This window comes from Aquimarina macrocephali, from assembly GCF_051627225.1.
Taxonomy (GTDB): Bacteria; Bacteroidota; Bacteroidia; order Flavobacteriales; family Flavobacteriaceae; genus Aquimarina; species Aquimarina macrocephali.
The window spans coordinates 5,519,674-5,539,448 of the sequence record NZ_CP151795.1; the positions used below are offsets into that span (position 1 = coordinate 5,519,674).

Consider the following 19,775-nt stretch of genomic DNA (forward strand, 5'->3'; position numbering starts at 1 on the left):
TACAACACATATATTAAACATTACTACAAATTAAAATAAAAACACACAAGGAAGATATAAAAATGTAATAAAAACATATTTTACACTTAACGTCATAATGCATTCAGAAAACCCTTAGTATCTAATATTTTATTCAAGGAAACATGTTCTTTAAAGTATATTAATACTATAATCTCCTATTTTACCAATTATAAATTCGTATCAATCATTGATGAATTAATACAATTACTAAATACAATGTTATCAAAAACCGTAAATTTATTACATGTTAACAACGGGATTAATTCTTATTCTTGCTTCTCTTGGTCTGGCTCAAGGTCTTTTTTTAAGTTTTTACTTATTCACACTTAAAAAAGGCGATGTAAAATCTAATATTTTTCTAGCACTTTTCTTATTAGGTCTAACCATTAGAATTGGTAAATCTGTATTAAATTATTACATCCCTTTAGAGAATTGGCAAAACAACATTGGTATTTCAGGCATTTTGTTTGCCGCACCTTCTTTATGGCTGTATGGAATTACACTTTTTGATAAAAAAAGAATACTATCAGTAAAAGATTACCTTCATTTTGTTCCTTTTATATTGTTTCTTTTTTTAATTCCATTTGTACCAAGAAATGGAAATTTTGAATCTTTTTGGAACTACGGAATAGTTGTTTTTTGTTTACTTTTTTATTTAATACTATCCTGGACGTATCTATATAAAAATCGGGTAAAAGTATCCAAAAACATATTCTTTTGGTATCGTAATATACTAATTGGTACTACATTTGTTTTGATTCATTATATTGGTAATCTTTTTGATTTTACGATGTACTATATCAGAGGCCCTATATTTTATTCTTTTCTAATATATGCTTTTAGTTTCATTTTCTTAAACCGGCACAAGTTTAATCTACAGAAATATAGCAATTCTAATTTGGACAAAAACAATTCTAGAGATCTATTTTTGGAGATTAAAAAACTCTTTGAAACCGAACAACTTTTTTTAGATGACCAACTAACTTTACTTGTTGTTTCTAAAAAATTAAACAGGAAAACTCGAGAAATTTCGCAAGCCATTAATGAAAACACCCAACAAAATTTTTATGATTTTGTAAACCAGCAACGTATTGAAAAAGCAGAGCAATTATTTAACGATTCAGAATACAAAAATGAAAAAATAGCTACAATTGCTTACGAGTCTGGTTTTGGAAATGTTACTTCTTTTAATGTTGCCTTTAAGAAAAAAACCGGACTAACCCCTTCAGCTTATAGAAAAGGATAAAAAATTAGATTTTTCGTTCAAGGAAGCACGTATATTAAACTATTCTAACAATTTATTATTGAATATTGTCAAATACAAATTTGTAATGATTTTTAATTATATCATTAAAATATTCAATACATGGACAGAAAGAAATTCATTTATGGTTCAATTGTAGGGCTTGGTACAGCAATCGCCATACCTGCATATTTACTCACAAAACCACAAAAAGAAAACGCTCAACAATCCAAAAAAGATTCGGATCAATTAGATGAAAAATTAGTGAAAGATTTTGTAATTGCTGGGCATTCAAAACTAAATCTGGTTAAAGAGATGCTTAATGAGCATCCAAACTTAATTTATACATCTTATGATTGGGGAAATGGTGATTTTGAAGAAGCGATTGAAGGTGCGGCCCATTTAGGAAACAAAGAGATTGTAAACTACTTTATATCTAAAGGATCAAGAGCTAATCTTTTTGTATTAACAATGTTAGGCAAAACATCCTTAGTAAAACCAGTTATCGAGACGTATCCCGAATTACTTTTTGCAAAAGGCGCTCATGGTCTTACGCTACTTCATCATGCGCAAATTGGTGAGTGTTTAGAACTCGAAGACTATTTTAAGGAAAAAGGGTTAACCAAAAAAATGATAAAAATTAGATAAAAAAATTATGAAAAAGATAATACCGTTTTTAATATTACTTGTACAATGCACTTCAACTTCTAATAATGAACTTACGAAAGAAGAACGAAATTTTGCAATCAATGAGTTAACTAATTCAAAAAACAATTTATTAAGTGTCGTAGATGATTTGAATGAATTACAACTTAACTATAAAAGTGATGAATCATCTTGGTCTATTGCTCAATGTACAGAACATATTACAATCTTTGAGAATCAAGTATTTGAAATACTTGAAGAATCTCTAGAATTACCTGCAAATCCAGAAAGAAGAGAAGGTGTAAAAAACACCGACAAAGAACTTATGGCTCGTATACTAGATCGAACAGATAAAGCGACTACACAAGAAGACCTTGAACCAAATGGAACATATGGAAATCATAACTCCACTATTGAAGAGTTTATAGCCAAACGAAAAAAACATATAAACTACATCAATACCACTAAAGATGATCTAAGGAATCATTTCATGGCTTTTGGGACTGTGGATGCTTATCAAATTTTTCTATACATGTCTGCACATACAGAACGCCATATCGAACAAATTAAAGAAATTAAAGAAAACATAAATTTTCCAAAAAAATAATAAACAGATGAAAAAAATAACAATGATTAGTTTAATCACTCTCTTTATAGTTGCATCATGTAAAGAAAACACCCAAGGTACGAGTAATGATACATCAACAACAAAACAAAATTATTCAAACCTAACACCACTAGAAGTTGTAAACAAAAGAATGAATTATTTTAATGAACATAATTATGATGAGTTCATTAAACTTTATAATACTGATGTTAAAGTATATACATATCCAGATAACTTAATGGGGACAGGTTCAGACAGGCTGGCTTCTATATTTAAATCAGATTTCGAAAGTAAATCAGTAGCAGTAAAAATTGTAAATCAAATGGATAATGGTCCTTATGTTATTAATCATGAAATAGTCTCTAATAATGGTAAAAAGACTAAGTATATTTCTATTTATAAAGTCGAAAAAGGGCTCATAAGTGCTGTAAGTTTTGTGAGAGATTTTTAACTCCAAAAGTTATTCTATTCATTCTAAAATAGATTCTAAAAATGCTAATGGTTTTCATCTAGAATTTCAAAAAAAAAACGATTCGATAATAATAGAATAGATTTGGATTAGACGTAAATAAGAAAGCATGTAAAGAGTATATTCTTCCCGTACTTTTGAATTAAAAGACCAGTATATAATTTATTGCCTCGCACTCACCTACTTACCAAAATCTTAGCGGATCTTCTTTTCGGTTTGTATTTGTTAAATTTGATTCTGGATCTAAAACATATTATTTTGGACTTGCAGTTGATGATGTCGAAGCAAAGTATTTATCAAATGAACTGAATAAAAAAATGTAATTAATGTGCGAATTCAATTTAAATGTTTTTAATTTTATAATAATAGCATCTGTATTTATAGGAACAACATTTGGACTACTACTTATTTTTACTAGGCGGATAAACAGAAAAGCTAATGTACTACTTGGCTTAGTTACTTTCATTATTGTTTTTTGGAATATTTGGATATTGAGTTTGGATTTTCAAATAACTAATTATCTACCACATTTTTATTTAATACCATTAAATTACTCTTTGGCTCTTGGGCCATTATTATACTTATATGTTAAAAAAATAACCAACTTTAGTTATCATCTTTCTAAAAAAGATAGCATTCATTTTTTGCCATTAGTAATTGAACTCACTATACATTTTATTATAAGTCGTGATGCGTTTGTTAATAATATCATTGGTATTGAAACTGATACTTATTATAAATTAATGCCCATCGTTCAGTTTTTTGCTATTGTTTCTGTTGTAACCTATTGTTTATATGCACTGAAAGCAATTAAAGCATATCATTCTTGGTTAAACAAAAATTATAGCAACAATGACGCATATAGTTTAAGATGGTTATATAGGTTGATTATTGTGTTCGCTGTGCTTTGGTTTTTATGGACACCTTATACAATTATTGATTATGTAATATTTGATTTCCAGTTAAACATAAGTGATTATTATCCAATTTATGTATTACTTTCTATTATAACTATTTGGATTAGTGCTGAAGCTTTTTTAAGGCCAGAAATAATTTTACTTGAGGCTAATAGAGAAAATAGTATTGACAAAGAAAAACCATCTGAAGAGATCTTTAAAAAAGCATCTTGGTTAAAAGAACAAATGGTAACTAATCTTTTTTATCTTAACTCAGAATTGACCTTAAAGTCTTTAGCAGATAACCTTAATATGCACCCAAATGTCTTGTCCAAAGTAATAAACGATGGTTTAGATAAAAATTTCTCGGATTTTGTAAATGAATATCGTGTAAATGCTATTATTGAAAAGTTACATAGTGGTAATTATGATCACATAACTTTATTAGGTATATCTTTTGAATGTGGTTTCAATTCAAAAACAACTTTTAATAGAGTCTTTAAAAACATCAAAGGAGTGACTCCTATAAATTATAAAAAATCAATAAAAAACAACCCTGAATAGCTATAAATGGGTACCATTCTATAATATGGGGCTTTCGGTAATCTTAGTAAGTATATGTTTGTTGAATAATCCAATTTATACAATCAAATATGAAATCAAATTATTACTTAGCACTTATTGCTTGCTTAATAATATCTTGCAATACCATCAATAGTTCGCCCAAAAAAAATTCTCAAACAAAAGAAATTGAAAATTTATATTTTTCAAAAATTGACTTTAAAAAAAATAAACCAACATCAGATAACTACTCAAATAGTTTTACGCTAAACAAAGATGAATTTCTAAACATTCACTTTACATTAGACAAACCTCTTATCGAGAGTCTTAAGTTATTGGCTCCAAACTTAACACAAGACCAATTATTAAATAAAGGGAATTTTCAATTTTCGTTTTTAGTAGATGGAGAAATAATTTATGTAGAAAATTTAAACAAAGGTGCAGGAACAATTGATTCTAAAACAACTCAACTTAAACATATGATTCCTTTAGTTTATCCCAAACAAATTGACTTTTGGGGTTGGTTTATGTGGTTAAAGTTTATGAAATTAGGAGGGGGACAAGATGTTCTTGCTGAAGGGAACCATTCTTTAAGTATTGAAGTAAGGCCTTATATAAAAGAAGAAACATTAAAAGTTGGTACCATTCTAGCCAAAGGAAATATTACTGTAGAGGTGGCAAAAATCCTTGTAGATGAAACTCTAATACCTGTTCAAAAAATACAACCCAATAGTGGTTGGGAATTATCTAAAGATAATTTTAATAGTCCCAAAATAGAAGCTCTAAATAGAAAAATAGCTGAAAAAAGATTTGAAAATATTAATGGCGTTGTAGTTATAAAAGAAAATAAGCTTTTAATAGAAGAATACTTTAATGGTGAAAATAGAAATAGTTTACATGATTCAAGATCTGTAGGGAAATCACTTGCCTCTACAATGCTCGGAATTGCTATTGAAGAAAATCACATTAAAAGTGAAAATACATTATTAAAAGATTTTTACGAATTAAAATCTTTTAATAATTATAGCAAGAAAAAAGATTCAATAACATTAAAATCTCTTTTAACGATGAGTTCCGGATTTCTTGGTGATGATAGTGATTACAGTAGCCCTGGAAATGAAGAAAACATGTACCCAACAAATAATTGGGTGAAATTTTCACTTAATTTACCTATGCAGAAAGACAAAACAATAGGAAAAGACTTTACATATTTTACAGCTGGAGTAGTGATTCTAGGGGATGTCATTCACAAATCTGTTCCTGAAGGGTTAGTTTCATATGCAGATAAAAAATTATTTGCACCTCTTGATATTACCAATTATAAATGGCAATATACACCACAAAAAGTAGGAAATACTGCTGGCGGAATACAGCTAAGAGCAATTGATTTTGCTAAGTATGGACAGTTATACAAAAACAAAGGAAAATGGAATGGCAAACAAATTATAACTGAAAAGTGGGTAGAAAAAAGTTTATCAAAACAAGTATCACAAGCCTATGCTGGAATAGAAGGCGGGTATTATGGCTACCTTTTCTGGAATAAAACATATACCGTCAATGGTAAAAATCATCAAGTTTCTTTTTGCAGTGGTAGAGGTGGAAATAAAATCTTCATCTTCAAAGACATTCCTTTTGTTGTCGTTATTACTTCTTCTGCATATAACAATCCAAGTGCCCACTCTAATGCAGACAAAATGATGATTGAATATATATTACCAGCAATAATCGAGAAAGAATAAAGCCAGTTGCCAACAATGTATAAAAAACATAGGACGTTTTGTACTTAATCGAGATTGCATGTATATAAAGAAGACTCTAATATTGTATACCAAATGTCATTAGAGAATTTAATGGCCCAGATAAAGAAGAATATTCATTAGAAGACATTAAAAACAATAACTCTAAAGTTGTTTCAATTATCTGGAAATAAAATACAGCAAACAATGTCCAAAAAAAACAGAAAAACAAGTTAATATTTTGCCTTGCTGCGACACACATATTAAAAGTTACCATTCATTGCAAAACGAACTCTGAGTCGAAAAATTGTAATTTAAAAACTACTTGTTTTTATTAAGCCATATTTCTAATTTCTGAGCTTTATCTTTAGCATATTCTAGAGTATTATCCATCTCATAACACTTTTTAAAATTCTTTAAAGCATGTATAGAATCTCCTTTTTCTAATAATCCATCACCATAACTATCATATACATTTGCAGAGTTTGGATATTCGTCTATGTTTAACTTAAATATTTTTAACGACTCTTCTAGATTACCATTTTGCAATAACAAATATCCTAATTGATTAATATTACCTTCTTTAACTTCATAAGTCATTGTATCCTTTTTTATCTCATAATAATGAGCAATACCTTTATCGATGCCTTCATTCAATATTTTTTTAGCCAAAACAGTTTCGGCTTTTAATCTTGGAACCTTATATGATTCATTTCTATTAATATTGACAAAACCACCAACTATATCTCGAAGATTACTATTTGAATTATTAGTTAGTAAAATTAAACCGCTTTTGGCATCGACTTCATTATACAAATAAGTACCAAAACCTACCCAACCACCAGAATGAAAAACAATCCTTGGTTCGGTTTTAGATTCTATAAACCAACCAAAACCATAGTTAGTTTCTTCTCCACTATTTAATTTCCCTGGTGTAAATGCTTCATCCAGATATGCTTTTGAAATAATTGTATGATTAGAAAGTGCCATATTCCATTTCATTAAATCTTCTAATGTTGAGTAAATACCACCATCGCCTCTTACATCATTAACAATATTATAATCATTAAGTTCTAAATCTTTTTGGTTTAATGCAGTTTGGTAACCAAAAACACGATTTGGCATGTTTGGGTCTGCTGCCTCTTGGTATTTATACAAAACGGTATTATTCATTTTTAGAGGTTCTAAAATTTGCTCTTTTAAAAATGTGCTAAAATGCTGTCCTGATATTTTTTCTACTATCGAAGCTAAAAACAAATAACCAGTGTTACTATACTCCCACTTCTCTCCTGTTTCAAAATCTAATCCCGGATTGACTCTATATATTTCTTTAATGATTTCATCGTTTCCTAAAATGTACTTTTTAGTAGAATCTGCAGGTTTCCAATTGTAATCAATTAGCCTTTCATAATCGGTTAACCCCGAGGTATGGTGTAATAAATGCTTGACAGTTATATTTTTATATGGAAAATTGGGAAGAATAGTATTTACTTTTTGATCGTAATCTAACTTTCCCGCTTCTTTTAATTTCATGATAGCCATACCAGTAAACTGCTTACTAACTGATGCTAAACGAAATTGTGAATCTAAGGTTAAGGAATCTTTAGGATTGATGCTTCTTAATCCCGAAGTATTTTTAAAAACAACTTCTCCGTTTTTGTATACTAAGATGTTTCCTGTTGTTATGCCTTTTTTGTGAAGCTCATTCAAAAACTCTTTATAAGTATTAGTTTCGGTTGCTGGTTTCTTTTCTGTTTTACAGGAAAAAAGGCAAACTGTAAGAAAACATATAAAGGCTATTTTTTTTATTGATTTCATTTTCTTAATTGATTAATTGAACACACTAAAATTACAATTAAATCCTTAATTATTTGGCAACGTATTACTATACTTGGCATTAACAACAATTGCTTTATTACTACTGCTCTTTGGGCTATTTTAAATAATAAAACTGAATTTGCTTTAACACTGAAAAATGGAAAACAGAATTTAATCGAATAAAACTAACTCTGAAAAACAGTAAAACGGCTACAAAATGCGTAACTAATTACTATTTCCTTGTAAATCAAAGTTAATAATTGAGTTATAAAGGTTAGTGATTCTCCAAGATTTAGTAAATTTAACACACAACTTACCATACACGAGACCTTAACTGCAATTAGAATATAAATTGAATAAGATCATGATAAAACCTATAATCTTTTTTTGTCTCTCTTATTTTTAGGATGTAATGGTCCTAATAAAAAAGAAAATCGTTCCTTTTCAGATATCGAAAGAAAAAGTATAAATTGTGTAAAACAGATTTTTGAAAAAGACAGCATTTTTGGCAACATCAGAAATCACGCTTCCGAAAAAGTTTCATTAACTGAAGCTATTAATAATTACTCAAAGAATTCAAAATCATTAGATTATTCTAATTGCCCGGAAGGATTTGAATCAGCATTTTCTAAACATATTGATGCGTGGCTGGATTTTAGAAAAATATCGGATAAATATCCGTTACTTCGTGGAGAATTACATGATGTTTTTGCTGTCATAGAAAAAAGCAAAGATTCTACAGAATTTAAATCAAGATTGAATCAAATTTTGGAAACATGGAAAATAGTTGAAGAGAGTTCAAATCAATAAAAGCCAATTACCAACAAAATGTACAATTCATTACTTCGGGTTTTCTCTATTGATAAAGAAAATACCTTTACAATTATCAACAATAATTTGTCTTAAAATTATGGAAAACGAAAATAAATCACCTCGTAGAACTTGGGATCTGATGATCGGGATTGCTCTTGTCTTATTTGGAAGTTTGCGATTATACAACAGATTACAGGCTCAAACAGAATGGGATTTTAGATCTATTATTACTATATTGTTTATTGGATATGGTGGATATCTGATCTATAGACATTTTCAAAACTCATCTAAGGGTTAACCGGATCGAGAGTTAGTTTTGTTTCTAATAATCTAAAACCAGCAAAAACACCATAACCACCTTCTCCTTGTATATTATTAGGAGGTATAATAGGCTGAAAGAAAGGGTTTGATGTTTGATCTTTATTTAGAAACGATGCTTTTAAAGTAGTGTAAATAATCTCATCTACGTTTGCAACTTTTACAGTTATTTCCTGAGTTGTATTTATATTAAAAATCGTTCCGTTTGCAGATACACCAAGTCCATCTCCATTTACATCTGTTGCAAATCTTTCAATATCAAAATCTGATATAGTGGGGTCTTCTCCAGTATTGTTCACTGTATTAAACAAAGCACCAATAATATAAAAATTATTTTCTCCTTTAAGGTCATCAAAACTTACGATAAGGTTTTCCCGAACGTTACCTTCATAAATTTTTAACCCCTTTGTAACAATTGCATTTTCTACTCTGGCAGTAGGAATAGTACAAGTGGCTTTAAATTCTTTTCCTTCGGCTATAACGTTTAATGTATAACTTTTTCCCGGTGCTATCAAAAAATTATCAAATGAAATCTCGTATAATTTATTATCATTAGAATAGATCAATTCAATCTCTTCTTGATTTTCATTTCTAATAGTTACAACAGCATCTTTAATAAGCAGAGTGTTTTCAAAATCTGCTTGCTCAATTTGTAATGGTTCATCAAATACAGATATCGTTTTAGAGACTTTTACTTTAATCACTTTTTCTTCAGGAGATAAAAACCCGTTAATCAAAACTAACTTCTCTCCTTCTGGTTTGTTTTTTATTTCTTCTTTTAGATCATCGCAACCTAAAATGATAAAACCACCAATTATAAATAAAATGTAAGATCTCATAAGCTAAAATTTTAAACTGTAATTAAATGATGGAAGGAATTGAAATAAATACCTTCTGTATAAAACATTCCGAGAATTTTCTTCATTCTTTGAAACTTCATAATAAAAAGGGTTTTTTCTGGCATATACATTATAAAACGAAAAACCCCATGTTCTTTCTCTCTTACGCTTTGTGATTTTATGAAATTGAATTCCCAAATCTAAACGATGAAAGTTTTCTCCTTTAAAATTATTTTTTTCTGTATTAAACAGTAATATATTATCATTATTATTTACATCTTCTATCGGAAAATTATCCCCAGCAGCAACTCCCAATGTATTTGGAAGGTTATAATTAATTCCTGATGAAAATAGCCAATTACCAGAAATCGTTATCTTTTTACTGGGCTTATATATACCAACTAATGAAAAATCGTGTCTTCTATCATAGCGCTCATTAAATATCTTTCCTCCATTTAAGTCTTCAAATTGTCTTTGCGACCATGATAACGTATACCCCAACCAACCTGTTAATTTCCCTTTCTTCTTTCTAAACAAAAATTCTGTTCCATATGCCCAACCTTTCCCAGTAGTAATACCATTTACAAAATCTACGGTTCGGATTGATCCTGTGATTTCTTTTTCGCTTCCGAGACCTGCAAAAGAAACTCCTTCTTTAAACGCTATGATATCATTCATTTTTTTATAATAGCCTTCAATCGTTAATTCATAACTATTATTGCCAAAATCTTTGGCCAATCCCAAAGCAATTTGCTCAGAAAGCTGGGGTTTTAACCGTTCTGTCGAAGACACCCAAAGATCTGTTGGCAAACCCAGACCACTATTAGATAGTCTATGTATATACTGATTCATTTTTGCATACGATCCCTTTAATGTAAACAAAGGAAATAACTTGTAAGCTACAGAAAGTCTCATCTCTGGTTTAAAATAACCTTTAGATTTATGCTGAAAATGACTAAATCTCAAACCCGGGTATATGCTAATTTTATCATTAATCCTCCAATCATCTTCAATATATACAGCACTCTCTAAGGTTTTAATTTTTTGTGTATTTACAATTTCATCATCACTAATATTTCTAATATCAATTTCTTTTGGCGTAAAATCATGATAAGTTGATCCCAGACCAAACCTAAATGTATGATTGGGATTAGGGTAGTAATTAAAATCGAACTTAACTCCATAATCGTTGATCCCAGAGCTAGTCTTAAAAGTAGAAATACGATTTGCTGCCCCTGTATTTTTATTACTAACTGTAAATTTATAATTACTAAATATTAGTGATGTATTAGAGAAGAGTTTATTATTAAATTCATGATTCCAACGTAAAGTAGAGGTTATATTACCCCAAAGAATTTTCTGCTTAGACTTCTCATTCTCGGCAGCAGTTTTATACCTATATTTATCTTGCCCATAGTATGTGCTCCAATACAGTTTATTCTTATCATTTATAACATGATGAAGCTTAGCATTGACATCGGTGAAATAATAAACAAGTTTGTACTCCTTAGACATAAATGGTAAAAGTAGTAGATCTGCATATGTTCTGCGACCACTTATTACAAAGGATGTTTTTCCTTTTTTTATAGGCCCCTCTAACAATAAAGATGATGAAATCAAGCTAATATTTGCTTTGCCGGCAAATTTCTCCTTATTCCCATTTTTAGTATCTATTTTTACTACAGAAGATAGTCTTCCGCCATACCGTGCAGGAAAACCTCCTTTAAATATTTCTACCGATTTAATGGCGTCTCCATTAAATATGGAAAAAATCCCAAAAAGATGATTTGAATTATAAACTGTGGCTTCATCTAGTATGATCAAATTTTGATCAGGTGTTCCGCCACGAACATAAAACCCGGTAGAACCTTCACTACCAGATTGTACCCCAGGTAATAATTGCAAGGTCTTAATAGCATCTTTTTCTCCAAGAATTGTAGGGATATCTTCAAAAATTGAAGGATTTAATCTCTCAGAACTCATCTGTGTAACCTGGCTTTTATTTGTTTCCTGATCAGAACTTATAATAACTTCATCCAGGTATTGAGTATCTAATTCTAAATCAAAATTTATCACTCTATCAGAAACAAGATCTATATTTTCCTTAACATTTTTATATCCTACAAACGAGATTAATACTTGATAACTACCTTCTGGAATAGAAAGAGAGTAAAATCCATAATCATTGGTTATTGTACCGGCATTAAGCTCGGGAATATAAATAGACACACTACTCAAATATTCCTGGCTTCCTTTTTCTGAAATATAACCGCTAATTGTATGTTTTTTTGGTCGTTTATAAATCAGTAACTTTTTACCTAAAAGTTTAAATTGATATAATTTAGAAGGAAAAAGGGTTTTTAAAACCTGAGTTAAAGTTTTTTCTTTAACACTAATAGATATCACTTTGGTAAGATCAATTGCACTATCTGAGTATCCTATTGTAAAATCTAATTTAGCTTCTAATTCAGAAAGCACATTTGCAATAGATGTATTTTCTTTAATTAAATTAATTTTTTGATCTAAAATAGTTTCCTGGGCAAAACTATCGAACAATCCAATAAAGAGCACTATAAAAAGTACCCAAATCATTTTTATTTTCACAATTAGACTGAACCGGCAATTTGATTTTTGCAAAAAGAATGTTGTTTTTTTATGAGTTACACTCCCCTCCTTTTATGGTAATAGTATTCGAATCTACTTTTTCATAGGTAAGGTCAAATAATATTTTAAGTGTTTCCAGAACATTTTCAAACGATTCGTTGTCAAAGATAGTCGTTAACGTACAATTAGCAAACTCCTGACTCTCGATGATTAGATTCTTATTGTAATACAGTTCTATATCTTTAATTACTTGTTCGATAGAAGTTTTTTCAAATCTAAGCATCCCCGATTTCCAGGAAGAAAAATTTAGATTTTCATTTGCAGCTTTTACCAATTTACCACTTGCCATTGCCGTTATCTTATCTCCCGGAACTAAGATTTTTTTATGATTATTTGATAAAAACTCAACACTACCCGTTACTAATACAAGTTCGACTTCTTTTGTATTAACGTTATTTTTTAAGTTAAATGATGTCCCTAGAACCCTAGTTTGCGTTGTATTTGCAATAACAACAAACGGTTTATCAGGGTTTTTTGTAACCTCAAAAAAACCTTCTCCTTTTAGATTTAACAGTCTACTATCTCCTTTAAAGCCTTTTTTATATGTAAGTTGGCTACCTTCATTAAGCCATACTGTAGAGTTATCAGGTAATATAAATCTATTTTCGGTTCCTGCCTTTGCTATTAAAGTTACTTCTGTATTAAAAAATGAATTAAAATAAAAACCTAAACCTATTAATAACACAATAGACGCCGCTATCCTAAGATAAACCTTATTAAATTTTGGTTTTTTCTTTTCTAAAGCAATTATGCCAGATTCAAATTTGTCCCATTGTTCATCTACATTAATTTTATCAAAATCCCCTATATCTTCTGAAGTATTCCATATGCGTTTAACATTTTCAAAATAGGTTGTATTCGATTCGGACTCAGCAATCCAATTTTCTACAAACTTTCGTTCATCATCTTGTACGTTATTTTGTAAATAACGTGTTAAAAGTTGTAGTATATGATCTTCTTGTTCGATATTCATTTCTGAAATTAAAATCTGGCTCTAAAAGTAATAAATTATTAAGATTATGTTGTCAAAACAACTTTAAGTTCGTTTTTTAAATAATAGTTTAATCGATTTTATCTTTTTGTCTAAAAAGTTTCTTCTACTTCTGCTAATTGATATCCTGCAAAAACACCAAATCCATTCTCTCCTTCTATATTAGTAGGAGCAATAACTGATTCTGCAAATGGGTCTCCGTCATTAAAATCGTTTAAGTATGTTGCCCTTAGAGCTCCGTATAATATTTTTTCTGCATTGGCCACCTTAATTTTTAATTTTGGATTAGGTAATGCATTTGCAGATAAGTTAAAAAAACCTTCTGCCGTGATTACAGAATTTTCTCTACTTACATCTGTTGCAAACTGTCTAAACTCGAAATTTACATTTTCTACTCCGTCATTAATTGTGCCTCCTCCATTATCAAAAGACTGAGTAACTACAGCACCTATAATGTAAAAATTATTTTGATCCTTAATATCTCCTATGGTAACTTTTAATAAGCGATTACCAGAGAATTCGTCTTCTTTTATCTTAATATTCTTCTCTATCCTTTGTACGGATTCTGTTGGTATTGTGCAAGATGCTTTATATTCTTTACCTAGAGCCGTAACCTTTAAAAAATATTTCTTACCAGGTGTGATTGTTAAACCACTTGCCGGTGCTTCATAATTTAAAGATGCATCCATATATGTAAGTGCTACCTCATTTTTTTCTTCGTCTGTTATCACTACAGTAGCATCTTTAATGACCATATCCTTAACATTGGTACTAGATGCTCTTGACTTAGACCTTGACACTTGTACTTTTAGTGTTGTATCTTGTGGTGATAAGTAGCCATTAATAACAACAAGCTGTTGTTTTTCTAATAAATCACTTGCATCTACGCTTGTCTCGCAACTTACTAAACAAATGCTTAGAATTATTAATATTATATTTTGAAAATATTTCATCTGTGTATCTTTATATTTTTCTAATAATGTTGACCTTGTTGATTTCACTTTTTAGAATTTATAGGTGTAATTAATTGATGGAATAAATTGCAGGATTGATACTTTTTTAAGTTTAGCATCATCAAAATAATAATAGAAAGGATTCTTTCTTCCGTAAATATTATATATTGAAAATCCCCAGGTACGTTCTCTATTCTTTGAAAATCTTTTATGAAATTGAATTCCTAAATCCAAACGATGATAGTTCTCTCCTCTAAAATTATTTCGCTCTGTGCTAAAAGGTGTTCCACCATTAGAAAGGTCTGGGATTGTTATCGGAAAGGTACTTGTATTTGATAAAGACTCGGTATCCGGAAGATTAAAGTTATTCCCCGAAGAAAACAACCATGTTCCCGATAGTGTAATACGATCACTAGGTTTGTATATACCAACCAAAGAAAGGTCATGTCTTCTGTCATATTTTGAAAAAAACTTGCGCCCTTGATTTAGTTCATCAAATTGTCTTTCTGACCAAGATAATGTATACCCTAACCAACCGGTAAGCTTTCCTGTTTTTTTACGTAATAGTATTTCTGTACCGTAAGCCCACCCTTGGCCTGTGGTAATATTTTCTTCCCAATCAATTTCTTTTCCTGTTCCCAAGTCTTCTAATAACAAGAATGAGGCTCCTTCTTTATATGCTATCACATCATCCATTTTTTTATAATACCCCTCGACAGTAATAGAATATCCATCATCCATAAAATCTTTAGCAACTCCTAATGCATATTGTTCAGAAACCTGAGGCTTCAACTTATCAGTAGAAGATACCCAAAGATCTGTTGGTAATCCTATTCCCGAATTCGAAAGTAAATGAATGTATTGATTCATTTTGGAATAAGAAGCTTTTAATGCCAAATCAGGTTTTACATTCCAGGCAATGGTTGCTCTTGGTTCCAGATTAAGGTAATCTGTTGATTTAAACTGAAAATGAGTTAATCTTAACCCGGGAGAGAAACTTAATGTATTGGTGATTTTCCAGTCGTCCTCTAGATATAAAGCACTCTCCAGAGATTCAATCCTTTGTGTAATATCAGAATTACTTTCTCCTGTTTCTCTTATCCTGGACTGTTTTGGCACAAAATTATGATACGTAGACGCCAGCCCAAAACGTATAGAATGCTTAGGGTTTGGATAATAATCAAAATCTGCTTTAACACCATAGTCATTGATTCCTGAGTTTGTTTTTAATTTAAAAATTTCATCATTAAACTTTTCATCAACCTTTATCCCGAAATTATAATTACTAAAAATTAAAGAAGTGTTAGAAAAAAACTTATCACTAAATTGGTGATTCCATCGTAACGTAGAGGTAATGTTACCCCAGAACAATTTTGTTTTCAAGTCATCTCCTGCTTCCTTTTCAACTGCATGAAATTTGTCTTGTCCAAAATAATTACTCCAATATAATTTATTTTTTTCATTAAAAACATGGTGTATTTTGAAGTTAAGATCCATAAAGTAATATCCTGCTTTTAAATCTGATTTTTGAAAAGGCTTAGATAATAGATCTGCATATGTTCTTCGGCCACTAAAAATAAAGGAAGTTTTTCCTTTTTTGATTGGTCCTTCTACCAATAGAGATGAAGATATTAATCCAACATTTATTTTACCACTCAACCTTTCTTTATTCCCATTTTTTGTGTCTATTTTGAGTACAGAAGATAATCTACCACCAAATCTTGCTGGAAACCCTCCTTTAAAGGTTTCTATAGATTTAATAGCATCTCCATTAAATACCGAAAATATACCAAATAAGTGGTTAGAATTATATACCGGAGCTTCATCCAATATAATTAAGTTCTGATCCGGAGTCCCTCCTCTTACAAAGAATCCTGCGCTTCCTTCATTACCTCGCTGAATCCCAGGTAATAACTGTAATGCTTTGATCACATCCTTTTCCCCCAAAATAGCAGGTATATCCTCTATTTCTGAAGGTTTTATGGATACGACACTCATTTGAGTTACCTGGCTTTCATTTACTCTTCTGTCTCCATCTATAATAACTTCATCTAAGCTTTCGGTTTCTAGCTCCATATCAAAATTAAGTGCGAGATCATTGTTAAGATCAATCGATTGTTTAATGGTACCATATCCTATATAAGACACAATTAATTCATGTGTTCCCCCAGGAATAGTAAGTGAAAAGAATCCGTAGTCATTGGTAGTGGTCCCCACTCCTCTACCTGGAATATAAATTGAAACAGCCGGTAAATATTCCTGACTACCTGATTCTTTTACATACCCACTAATTGTATATTTTTCTGATGTTTTTTGTTGGCTAAATATTTTACTAAAGCCCATAACTACTACCCAAAGGGCAAGAATTACTTGTCTTGTTTTCAATTTTCTAAAAAGTTTAATGATTATATATTCAAAATACCGATTATGACCAAGTCATGAATTTTTATTTTATAAACTATATCACAATACTATTCTTTGAATCCATAATCGTTGAATCTTATGATAATATGAAGTATTGTCAGAACTCTGAGAAACCCATTGCTGTACAAACGTTTCTTCTTCTGGAGTTGCTTTATCCGAAAAATATTTAATCAAAGCATATTCTAAGTTAATTTGGTTGTGCATATTCATAACAGATTTCATTTTAATAAAAATTATATGTTATTCCTCTACTATAACAAAGCGTTTTGAATCATCTCTGTATAGTTATGTATATGACGAATAGAAAAGAAGTTACACGTAACCGGAAAGTAAAAAAAATGAAAATAAATTATAAATAACTGATAATCAGAATTATAAAAACAAACAAAACTAATGATTTTATTTTTTTAAGGGCATTACTGATATGAGTTTCGACAGTTCTCTTGCTTATATTAAGTTCATCGGCAATCTCTTGATTGGTTTTTCCTTCGAACCGACTTAGAATAAATATTTTTTGATTCTGATCAGGAAGAGCCCTGATGGCTTTGTAAATTTTTTCTTGTAATTCTGTTTTCCCTATCTCTTCATCATCTTCTTCTACAAGAATAGAAGATTCTTTTTGAATGATATCTTTATGTTGTTGACGAATATTATGAATTTTGATATGATCAAGGCATCGGTTTTTTACAGAGGTATATAGAAACGATTTTAAAGAGGTATGGATAATAAGCTCATCTTTTCTTTCGTACAACTTTATAAACACTTCTTGCGTAATATCTTGTGCTGTATCAAGATCCTGAACATATTTTTTTGCATATATCGTAAGTACTTTAAAATATTCCCTAAATACAGACTCAAAAACTTTGACATTTTTGTTTTTGATTTGTTCTATGATAAGTTGATCACCCAAACGTTAGTTTTGAAAATTATGCTATCAAATATCTTACAAAGATAAAATTACATTGCTATTCTCAAAGAACGAAAAACTCAACCATATGTTACAAAAATTAAAGAAACAACCTCTTCTTTTATTATTTCATAATCTATACAAAGCATAAAGGGGTTATTGAAATTTACCTCTTCTAACACCCCTCTAATACTAAACAATTAGAAATTAAATCTATACGATATACCTACTTGCAAAACTTCATTAAATTGTTGTTTTTCTTTATAAATGGATTGTTGTGAAAAGTTGTGGAAATCACCATCAAAAACATCCACTGTTCCTCGTTTATATCTGGCCTCTACTCCTATTCCGTTTTTAAATTCATAACCTAAACCAACCGCAATCGAAACATCTACAAAAGTAATATCATTGCCTTCATCCCTATTTATAATACCTACTGGAGTATCGTCTACATCAAAATCTATACTTGGCGCAATTATAAAATGTAAACCTGTATTTCTAACATAAAATTTGTTTGTTGCTGATATTGAGAGATAATGAATTTCGACATCACTCCCTGTTGAAAACTTAGTATTACCTCCTTGATTTGAATATCCTATTTCGGGTTGAAGAGCATAAAGTTTTGAAAATCTAATATTTAATAGTGCTCCTAAATAAACCCCTGGTTTAGTTTCTAAATTTGAATCAGAAAGATTAGAAATATTAACCCCACCTCTTAATCCAAAAGATGTCTTTTTTTGTGCTGAAGTAACACCGAAAACGCCAATTAATGTAAATACCAATAAAAGTTTCTTCATTTTAATAAAAATTATATGTTATACTTTTTAGAGAATAAAGCATTATGCTTCATCTTTGTTCAATCATTACTATGACGTATAGAAAAGAAGTGACACGTAACTAAAGAATGATAAAATTTCAAAAAAAACATAAACAATTAAAAATCAACCTTATAAAATAGTCAAAATAAATAGTTTTATTTCTACGGCATTGATCATTAAAATTATATTGTTCTGTTACAAGTATTGAACTCATCAAGTACTATGAGAATTGGATTTTCTCTCATGAATAATATCCTATGTTGTTGTAAATCCTGTGATTCTTCATATAGTTTACATCAAAAACAATACAAGGATTAGCCATTATCCATACATATTTTCACTTAACTTTTTGGTTATTTATGTTCTAAACAATTAAGTTTGAGGAATGGAAAACAAAAATTAGAACTACTTTTCACAAAGTAGTTTGATTTTGATAAACTTATCAAACGTGGGAAGAAAGTCGGTACTCAAAAACAGAAAAGAAAAGAACAAAAAAGTAGAGCAATGGACTCTGGCTATACTCCCAAAATTAAAGACTACTGATTTAGGTGAGTTAACCATGGATGATCTGGCTTTGCTAATGAAGAAAAGCAAATCTACTATCTATCAATACTTTACTACAAAAGAAGAGATTTTTGAATATATCACACAAGTAAGAATAGATTATTTGTACACCTATAAAAATCAGATTACAGAAGAAATTTTGAAATTAGATTACAGATGTGAAACTCTAGGGCGTATTCTTATGGAGGGAGCTAAGGATGTTTCTTCATTTTTTTTAAGACAATTGCAAGAACATTATCCCACAGCATGGAAAATTATTGAAGAATTTTTGTGCGCATTACTTGAAGATTTAAAACAATTTTACATCTTAGGAATAGAAAACAATATCTTCAAACCTATATCATCTGAGCTTCTTATCAAACTAGATGAATACTTTATCAGGCAATTAATTACTGACGATAATTTCTTTGACCAGACCGAAGAAACATTAGAATCTACAATGAGAGACTATATGTATTTAAAATTTGAAGGATTAAAAAAATAATACC

General features: G+C 29.8%; 18 protein-coding genes. 9 read left to right on the forward strand and 9 right to left on the reverse strand.

The annotated features are described in order from the left end of the window. Window positions 1-265 precede the first annotated feature (265 nt). The 6 genes from AAFU52_RS24510 to AAFU52_RS24535 all read left to right on the forward strand — a co-directional run bounded on the left by AAFU52_RS24510 (window position 266) and on the right by AAFU52_RS24535 (window position 6,181). Entirely contained in the window at window positions 266-1,267 is a 1,002-nt protein-coding gene (locus AAFU52_RS24510) for a helix-turn-helix domain-containing protein (protein ID WP_024772827.1), read from the forward strand. Between the two features lie 120 nt (window positions 1,268-1,387). Next, window positions 1,388-1,912 carry a hypothetical protein gene (locus AAFU52_RS24515; protein ID WP_024772828.1) on the forward strand — a complete coding sequence of 175 codons (525 nt, stop codon included), beginning with the start codon at window positions 1,388-1,390 and terminating at the stop codon, window positions 1,910-1,912. Window positions 1,913-1,919: 7 nt separating this feature from the next. Then, on the forward strand, window positions 1,920-2,516 hold the full coding sequence (locus AAFU52_RS24520; RefSeq protein WP_438424083.1) for a DinB family protein: 597 nt from the start codon (window positions 1,920-1,922) through the stop codon (window positions 2,514-2,516). Between the two features lie 7 nt (window positions 2,517-2,523). Continuing rightward, the gene (locus tag AAFU52_RS24525; RefSeq protein ID WP_438424086.1) at window positions 2,524-2,967 is read left to right on the forward strand and encodes a hypothetical protein; all 444 of its coding nucleotides are present in this window, start codon (window positions 2,524-2,526) and stop codon (window positions 2,965-2,967) included. A gap of 344 nt (window positions 2,968-3,311) precedes the next feature. Continuing rightward, entirely contained in the window at window positions 3,312-4,445 is a 1,134-nt protein-coding gene (locus tag AAFU52_RS24530; RefSeq protein WP_024772831.1) for a helix-turn-helix domain-containing protein, read from the forward strand. An 89-nt stretch (window positions 4,446-4,534) separates the two neighbouring features. Then, entirely contained in the window at window positions 4,535-6,181 is a 1,647-nt protein-coding gene (locus AAFU52_RS24535; protein WP_024772832.1) for a serine hydrolase domain-containing protein, read from the forward strand. Window positions 6,182-6,499: 318 nt separating this feature from the next. On the opposite strand, the gene AAFU52_RS24540 is transcribed toward AAFU52_RS24535, so the two are convergent. Beyond that, the gene (locus AAFU52_RS24540; RefSeq protein WP_024772833.1) at window positions 6,500-7,996 is read right to left on the reverse strand and encodes a serine hydrolase; all 1,497 of its coding nucleotides are present in this window, start codon (window positions 7,994-7,996) and stop codon (window positions 6,500-6,502) included. Between the two features lie 387 nt (window positions 7,997-8,383). Here AAFU52_RS24540 and AAFU52_RS24545 point away from each other — a divergent pair, with 387 nt between their 5' ends. Both AAFU52_RS24545 and AAFU52_RS24550 read left to right on the forward strand, forming a co-directional pair. Continuing rightward, window positions 8,384-8,806, forward strand: a complete 423-nt coding sequence (locus AAFU52_RS24545; RefSeq protein WP_438424090.1) for a hypothetical protein — start codon at window positions 8,384-8,386, stop codon at window positions 8,804-8,806. Window positions 8,807-8,906: 100 nt separating this feature from the next. Then, the gene (locus AAFU52_RS24550) at window positions 8,907-9,107 is read left to right on the forward strand and encodes a hypothetical protein (RefSeq protein WP_438424092.1); all 201 of its coding nucleotides are present in this window, start codon (window positions 8,907-8,909) and stop codon (window positions 9,105-9,107) included. Here AAFU52_RS24550 and AAFU52_RS24555 read toward each other — a convergent pair. The 8 genes from AAFU52_RS24555 to AAFU52_RS24590 all read right to left on the reverse strand — a co-directional run bounded on the left by AAFU52_RS24555 (window position 9,097) and on the right by AAFU52_RS24590 (window position 18,702). Then, complete coding sequence (locus tag AAFU52_RS24555) at window positions 9,097-9,966, reverse strand: DUF4249 family protein (RefSeq protein ID WP_438424094.1); 870 nt, start codon at window positions 9,964-9,966, stop codon at window positions 9,097-9,099. The genes AAFU52_RS24550 and AAFU52_RS24555 overlap by 11 nt on opposite strands. Before the next feature lie 3 nt (window positions 9,967-9,969). Continuing rightward, complete coding sequence (locus AAFU52_RS24560; protein ID WP_438424096.1) at window positions 9,970-12,558, reverse strand: TonB-dependent receptor; 2,589 nt, start codon at window positions 12,556-12,558, stop codon at window positions 9,970-9,972. A gap of 61 nt (window positions 12,559-12,619) precedes the next feature. After that, window positions 12,620-13,603 (reverse strand): FecR family protein, encoded by a 984-nt coding sequence (locus AAFU52_RS24565; RefSeq protein ID WP_438424098.1) that lies wholly within the window; start codon window positions 13,601-13,603, stop codon window positions 12,620-12,622. A gap of 110 nt (window positions 13,604-13,713) precedes the next feature. Further along, on the reverse strand, window positions 13,714-14,574 hold the full coding sequence (locus AAFU52_RS24570) for a DUF4249 family protein (protein WP_438424100.1): 861 nt from the start codon (window positions 14,572-14,574) through the stop codon (window positions 13,714-13,716). A gap of 51 nt (window positions 14,575-14,625) precedes the next feature. Continuing rightward, on the reverse strand, window positions 14,626-16,959 hold the full coding sequence (locus AAFU52_RS24575; RefSeq protein ID WP_438424102.1) for a TonB-dependent receptor: 2,334 nt from the start codon (window positions 16,957-16,959) through the stop codon (window positions 14,626-14,628). 78 nt (window positions 16,960-17,037) lie between these two features. After that, complete coding sequence (locus AAFU52_RS24580; RefSeq protein WP_161635342.1) at window positions 17,038-17,208, reverse strand: hypothetical protein; 171 nt, start codon at window positions 17,206-17,208, stop codon at window positions 17,038-17,040. Between the two features lie 139 nt (window positions 17,209-17,347). Continuing rightward, entirely contained in the window at window positions 17,348-17,908 is a 561-nt protein-coding gene (locus AAFU52_RS24585) for an RNA polymerase sigma-70 factor (RefSeq protein ID WP_024772842.1), read from the reverse strand. A 197-nt stretch (window positions 17,909-18,105) separates the two neighbouring features. Further along, window positions 18,106-18,702, reverse strand: a complete 597-nt coding sequence (locus AAFU52_RS24590) for a porin family protein (protein WP_438424104.1) — start codon at window positions 18,700-18,702, stop codon at window positions 18,106-18,108. 469 nt (window positions 18,703-19,171) lie between these two features. Between AAFU52_RS24590 and AAFU52_RS24595 the strand changes: the two genes are divergently transcribed. Next, window positions 19,172-19,771 (forward strand): TetR/AcrR family transcriptional regulator, encoded by a 600-nt coding sequence (locus AAFU52_RS24595; protein WP_024772844.1) that lies wholly within the window; start codon window positions 19,172-19,174, stop codon window positions 19,769-19,771. Window positions 19,772-19,775 lie beyond the last annotated feature (4 nt).

Bases quoted from the DNA above. Each gene is read 5' to 3' on its own strand.
- AAFU52_RS24510 (WP_024772827.1), top strand. From the start codon at position 266: ATGTTAACAACGGGATTAATTCTTATTCTTGCTTCTCTTGGTCTGGCT.
- AAFU52_RS24515 (WP_024772828.1), top strand. From the start codon at position 1,388: ATGGACAGAAAGAAATTCATTTATGGTTCAATTGTAGGGCTTGGTACA.
- AAFU52_RS24520 (WP_438424083.1), top strand. From the start codon at position 1,920: ATGAAAAAGATAATACCGTTTTTAATATTACTTGTACAATGCACTTCA.
- AAFU52_RS24525 (WP_438424086.1), top strand. From the start codon at position 2,524: ATGAAAAAAATAACAATGATTAGTTTAATCACTCTCTTTATAGTTGCA.
- AAFU52_RS24530 (WP_024772831.1), top strand. From the start codon at position 3,312: ATGTGCGAATTCAATTTAAATGTTTTTAATTTTATAATAATAGCATCT.
- AAFU52_RS24535 (WP_024772832.1), top strand. From the start codon at position 4,535: ATGAAATCAAATTATTACTTAGCACTTATTGCTTGCTTAATAATATCT.
- AAFU52_RS24540 (WP_024772833.1), bottom strand. From the start codon at position 7,996: ATGAAATCAATAAAAAAAATAGCCTTTATATGTTTTCTTACAGTTTGC.
- AAFU52_RS24550 (WP_438424092.1), top strand. From the start codon at position 8,907: ATGGAAAACGAAAATAAATCACCTCGTAGAACTTGGGATCTGATGATC.
- AAFU52_RS24555 (WP_438424094.1), bottom strand. From the start codon at position 9,966: ATGAGATCTTACATTTTATTTATAATTGGTGGTTTTATCATTTTAGGT.
- AAFU52_RS24560 (WP_438424096.1), bottom strand. From the start codon at position 12,558: ATGATTTGGGTACTTTTTATAGTGCTCTTTATTGGATTGTTCGATAGT.
- AAFU52_RS24565 (WP_438424098.1), bottom strand. From the start codon at position 13,603: ATGAATATCGAACAAGAAGATCATATACTACAACTTTTAACACGTTAT.
- AAFU52_RS24570 (WP_438424100.1), bottom strand. From the start codon at position 14,574: ATGAAATATTTTCAAAATATAATATTAATAATTCTAAGCATTTGTTTA.
- AAFU52_RS24580 (WP_161635342.1), bottom strand. From the start codon at position 17,208: ATGAATATGCACAACCAAATTAACTTAGAATATGCTTTGATTAAATAT.
- AAFU52_RS24590 (WP_438424104.1), bottom strand. From the start codon at position 18,702: ATGAAGAAACTTTTATTGGTATTTACATTAATTGGCGTTTTCGGTGTT.